Genomic DNA, 4,364 nt, shown 5'->3' with positions numbered 1-4,364 from the left:
CCTCGGTGTTCGACGGCAGTGCCGGCCGCTTCACCCTCGATTACGGCCTGTCCTACAGCGACGAGGACATCGCCCCGGGCAGCTCCGGGCCGATCATGCACGACGACCTGGTCAACAACCGCTTCCTGCGCAATGCCGAGCGCAAGGAATACAGTGCGGTGGCATCGCTGAAGTGGGCACCGGACGAACACTGGGAGATGCTGCTGGGTGGGCGCTGGAACCGCGTGGACGTGCATGACCGCAACCGCCTGGCCACGCCCGATGCCTACGAAGTGCAGGGCCAGTACCGTTACACCGAACTGCTCAACGGCAATCCCGCGCTGCCGTCGTGGCGGGCCAAGCGCATCGCGCTGTTGAACTGGTATCCGGACGCGAACGGCAACTTCACCCAGGAGTCTCTGCTGGCCTCGCCGTACAAGAAGGGCACCGTCGGCGACATCGGTGGCTGGAACTTCTATGACGCCGACGCTGCAGAGGACCTGAAAGTGCCGGTGAGCTGGACCTGGTCGCAGCCGATCCGCCGTCGTGACAGCGCGTTCTCGCCGACCGCCAGCGTGGCCTTCCGTTTCAGCGAAGACAGCATGGTCTACCTGAAGTACGCAGAAGGCACCAAGCTGCCGAGCCTGTTCGAGACCACGCTGGGCCTGTTCACTGCGGCCAAGCCGGTGGACGAACTCAAGCCCGAGCGCGCGCACAGCTGGGAACTGGGCGCCAGTACGATCCAGCACGACCTGTTCACCGCCGGTGACCGCCTGGCGCTGAAGCTGGCGTACTTCGATACCCGCATCGATGACCTGATCACCCGCGACTACCGCACGTTGTCGGCCGGCCTGATCCGCAACGTCGATCGCTTCAAGGTGTCGGGCATGGAGTTCCAGTCCAGCTATGACAGCGGCAAGGTGTTTGCCGACCTGTCGGCGCACTACTACTTCAAGGCCAAGACCTGCGCGCCGGACATCGCTGCCGAACGTCGCGCGTACGGCGTCCAGCGCAGGATCGAGGAACTGATCGGCACGCCGGACTGCGTGGATGGTGGCTTCGAAGGTTCCTACAGCAACACCCAGAACCCGCCGCGCTACATGGTCAACCTGACCCTGGGCTCGCGCCTGTTCGACGAGCGGCTGACCTTCGGCACCCGCGTGGTCCACAACGCTGGCCCGATCAGCAAGCTGGACAAGGAATGGAACGTCGGCCTGTCGGCGATCCAGCAGCTGTACCGGCCGACCACGCTGGTGGATCTGTTCGCGAGCTGGAGTTTCAACGACCAGTTGTCGGTGGAAGCGAACGTGGACAACGTGACCGACCGCTACTACCTGGATCCACTGGCGCTGGGTGTGATGCCCGCACCTGGCCGGACCGCGCGTTTGGCCTTTACCTGGCGGTATTGATCAACCATCCACGCATGGCGTGGATCTACTGGTAGCGCCGGGCCATGCCCGGCGGATCACCCGCAACACGACGGTAGCGCCGGGCCATGCCCGGCGGATCACCCGCAACATAACGGTAGCGCCGGGCCATGCCCGGCGGATCACCCGCAACACAACGGTAGCGCCGGGCCATGCCCGGTGGATCACCCGCAATACAACAGTAGCGCCGGGCCATGCCCGGCGGATCATCCGCAATACAACGGTAACGCCGGGCCATGCCTAGCGCTGCCACCAAGCGCTTACCGTCCGGTCGCCGCCTTCACCGCCGCTTCGTGCAGCGCTTCGTTCAGTTCGTCGACCACGGTGGTCCACGCCGCATCGGCCTGCAGCGATTCAGCCAGGAACTGGCGCTGGGCCTCGTTCCAGTACGGGGCATCGGCCACTTCCACACCGGCGGCCAGCTGGTGGTCGGCGATGAACCGGGCAATGCCCTCGGCACTGGCATCCAGACCCAGCTGCAGGAACAGGTTGGTCATGCGCGGTTCGGTGGTGATCATCGGTGGGGCCCTGGCAATGGAAAGGAACCTGCATTATCGACGCAAGCAGGGTTGGGGGAACCCTCGTCGGGATCGTCTACAGGGGGACGCTTTCCCTGGCACTCCCGATGACCGTTCAGACATCCCTCGAAGACAGCCGCAGCGTGCGGCTGAAGGCCGCCACCCGCGACAGCCATGGCGCCCTCGACAAGCGCATCATGGCCGGCGACATCTTTGCCGACCGCAACAATTTCGCTCGCTTCCTGCGCGTGCAGTACCGCTTCCACCGCAGCATCGACGCGTTGTATGCCAGCCCGGCGCTGGACGCATTGCTGCCGGACTTGGCTGAACGCCGTCGCCTGCAGCAGGTGCGCAGCGACCTGCAGGACCTGGAACAGGTGCTGCCGGGCGAGGACATCGCCGCACTCGGGAATGACCTGCCGCTGCCGACCGCGTTGGGCTGGTTGTATGTCGCCGAAGGCTCCAACCTGGGCGGCACCGTGCTCTACAAGATGGCGGCGGCGCTCGGCCTGGATCGTGATTTCGGCGCGCGTCACCTGGCAGCACACCCCGACGGCGCCGCGCGGCACTGGCGCGAGTTCACTGCTGCACTGGATGCAGTGGTGCTGTCGCCGGCGCAGGAGCAGGAAGTGATCGATGCCGCCGATGCCGCGTTCCGCAGCGTGCACGGCCATGTCGAAGTGGAGTTTTCCTGATGTCGCTGCACCGCGTGCTGGCGCGCGATTGATGCGCTGGCTCTGGTTCGCGCTCGGCTGGCTGATGGTCTCGCTGGGGGTGATCGGCGCGCTGCTGCCGGTCATGCCGACCACCATCTTCCTGATCCTGGCGGTGGGCTGCTTCGCGCGCAGTTCGCCCAGGTTCGAACAGCGGCTGCTTTCCCATCCGCGCTACGGCCCGTCGCTGCGCCTGTGGCGTGAGCAGGGCGCGGTATCGCGCAAGGGCAAGGCGTTTGCCAGCGCGGGAATGGCGGTGGGATTTGCGATGTTCTACTGGGGCGCCCATCCCTCATGGCGCCTGCTGCTGGGCGTTGGCCTGTTCTTTGCGGTCAGTGCCGGCTATGTCCTGAGTCGACCGGCGCCACGTTTCGATCCTGCGCCGCTGGTGGGCGTGGACGATGCCGCCGATCCGCGCGCTGCCCGCCGTCGCACCACCTCTTCCGATTCCAATGGAACCTCTGACGATGCTGCCTGCTGATCTGGCTCCCATGGCCGCCCCCGCACTGACCCCCTGGGGCATGTACCTGGCTGCCGATGTGGTGGTGAAGGGCGTGATGATTGCCCTGGCTGTAGCCTCGCTGGCCACCTGGACCGTGCTGCTGGCCAAGGGCTGGGAGCTGGCACGGCAGGCACGCGCCTTGCGCCTCGCACGAAGCCTGCTGCTGTCGACATCCAGCCTCCCGGTTGCAGGCGGCGAGCCCGCACTGCAGCAGAGCATCGCCGCCGCCATGCTGGATGCTGCGCGCACCGAGCTGCATCTGTCGCAGGAACTTGATCACCGCGAGGGGATCAAGGAGCGGGTGGCGTCACGACTGGAGCGTCTGGAACTGGAGACTGCACGCAACCAGCGTCGTGGCATCGGCGTGCTTGCCAGCATTGGCGCAGTGGCGCCGTTCGTGGGCCTGTTCGGCACCGTGTGGGGCATCATGAACAGCTTCATCGGCATCGTCCACAGCAACACCACCAACCTGGCCGTGGTTGCGCCAGGCATTGCCGAGGCGCTGCTGGCTACCGCGCTCGGTCTGGTCGCAGCGATCCCGGCGGTATTGGTCTACAACCACTTCACCCGGGTGCTGGCGGGCCTGCGCGGCCTGCTGGGCGATCTGTCCGCAGCTGTGCAGCAGCTGGTGTCGCGTGATCTGGATCGGGCTGCACGCCGTGCACAGGCAGGCACGCTGCGTGCAGTGAACTGAGGCACGGCATGGCGATCAGGACCGCATCCGGACGCGATGACACCCCGGAAGAAGCCCACGAGATCAATGTCACGCCCTTCATCGACGTGATGCTGGTGCTGTTGATCATCTTCATGGTGGCCGCGCCGTTGGCTACGGTGTCGGTGCCGGTGCAGCTGCCCGCCAGCAGTGCACAGGCGACGCCGACAGAAAATGCGCCGGTGTATGTGACCGTGCAGGCCGACCTGTCGCTGCGGGTAGGCGAGGCGCCGGTGGCGCGCGATGGCCTCGCCACTGCGCTGCGCTCGGCAACGCATGGCGATACGTCGCAGCGTCTCTACCTGCGTGCCGATCAGCGCGTCTCCTATGGAGACCTGATGGCGACGCTGGATGCTCTGCGCAGTGCCGGTTACCTGAAGGTCGCCCTGGTCGGGTTGGAGCAGGGCGCTCGATGAGCGGGCTGCAGCGCTGGGCAGCCAGCCTGGCGATCGTGCTGCTGGCACATGCGGTGCTGATCGGTACGCTGTGGTGGTGGGCGTCGCGCACGCCGCC

At 66.1% G+C, this 4,364-nt stretch carries 6 protein-coding genes; 5 read left to right on the top strand and 1 reads right to left on the bottom strand.

Annotated elements, in window-relative coordinates; all coding sequences use genetic code 11:
* Window positions 1–1,388: TonB-dependent receptor (locus DBR20_RS05760; RefSeq protein WP_146186953.1), on the top strand; the 1,388-nt coding region annotated here is incomplete at its 5' end.
* 278 nt (window positions 1,389–1,666) lie between these two features.
* Here the strand turns inward: DBR20_RS05760 and DBR20_RS05755 are convergent.
* Entirely contained in the window at window positions 1,667–1,924 is a 258-nt protein-coding gene (locus DBR20_RS05755; RefSeq protein ID WP_108265513.1) for a DUF2789 domain-containing protein, read from the bottom strand.
* 107 nt (window positions 1,925–2,031) lie between these two features.
* Here DBR20_RS05755 and DBR20_RS05750 point away from each other — a divergent pair, with 107 nt between their 5' ends.
* The 4 genes from DBR20_RS05750 to exbD are packed head-to-tail and all read left to right on the top strand — an operon-like array spanning window position 2,032 to window position 4,267.
* Entirely contained in the window at window positions 2,032–2,619 is a 588-nt protein-coding gene (locus tag DBR20_RS05750; protein WP_100460270.1) for a biliverdin-producing heme oxygenase, read from the top strand.
* 31 nt (window positions 2,620–2,650) lie between these two features.
* Entirely contained in the window at window positions 2,651–3,118 is a 468-nt protein-coding gene (locus DBR20_RS05745) for a YbaN family protein (RefSeq protein WP_108265512.1), read from the top strand.
* Complete coding sequence (gene exbB / locus DBR20_RS05740; protein WP_108265511.1) at window positions 3,105–3,833, top strand: tonB-system energizer ExbB; 729 nt, start codon at window positions 3,105–3,107, stop codon at window positions 3,831–3,833. Before DBR20_RS05745 ends, exbB begins: the two co-directional genes overlap by 14 nt.
* An 8-nt stretch (window positions 3,834–3,841) precedes the next feature.
* The gene (exbD, locus tag DBR20_RS05735) at window positions 3,842–4,267 is read left to right on the top strand and encodes a TonB system transport protein ExbD (protein ID WP_108265510.1); all 426 of its coding nucleotides are present in this window, start codon (window positions 3,842–3,844) and stop codon (window positions 4,265–4,267) included.
* Window positions 4,268–4,364: the final 97 nt, after the last annotated feature.

It is taken from the genome of Stenotrophomonas sp. HMWF023, assembly GCF_003060985.1.
Classification (GTDB): Bacteria; Pseudomonadota; Gammaproteobacteria; order Xanthomonadales; family Xanthomonadaceae; genus Stenotrophomonas; species Stenotrophomonas lactitubi.
The sequence above is the reverse complement of the archived record's forward strand: the minus strand, read 5'-3'. Positions and strand labels throughout refer to the sequence as shown.

What these genes read in the sequence shown, in the direction of transcription:
- DBR20_RS05755 (WP_108265513.1), bottom strand. Translation starts at nt 1,924, where the DNA reads ATGATCACCACCGAACCGCGCATGACCAACCTGTTCCTGCAGCTGGGT.
- DBR20_RS05750 (WP_100460270.1), top strand. Translation starts at nt 2,032, where the DNA reads ATGACCGTTCAGACATCCCTCGAAGACAGCCGCAGCGTGCGGCTGAAG.
- DBR20_RS05745 (WP_108265512.1), top strand. Translation starts at nt 2,651, where the DNA reads ATGCGCTGGCTCTGGTTCGCGCTCGGCTGGCTGATGGTCTCGCTGGGG.
- exbB (WP_108265511.1), top strand. Translation starts at nt 3,105, where the DNA reads ATGCTGCCTGCTGATCTGGCTCCCATGGCCGCCCCCGCACTGACCCCC.
- exbD (WP_108265510.1), top strand. Translation starts at nt 3,842, where the DNA reads ATGGCGATCAGGACCGCATCCGGACGCGATGACACCCCGGAAGAAGCC.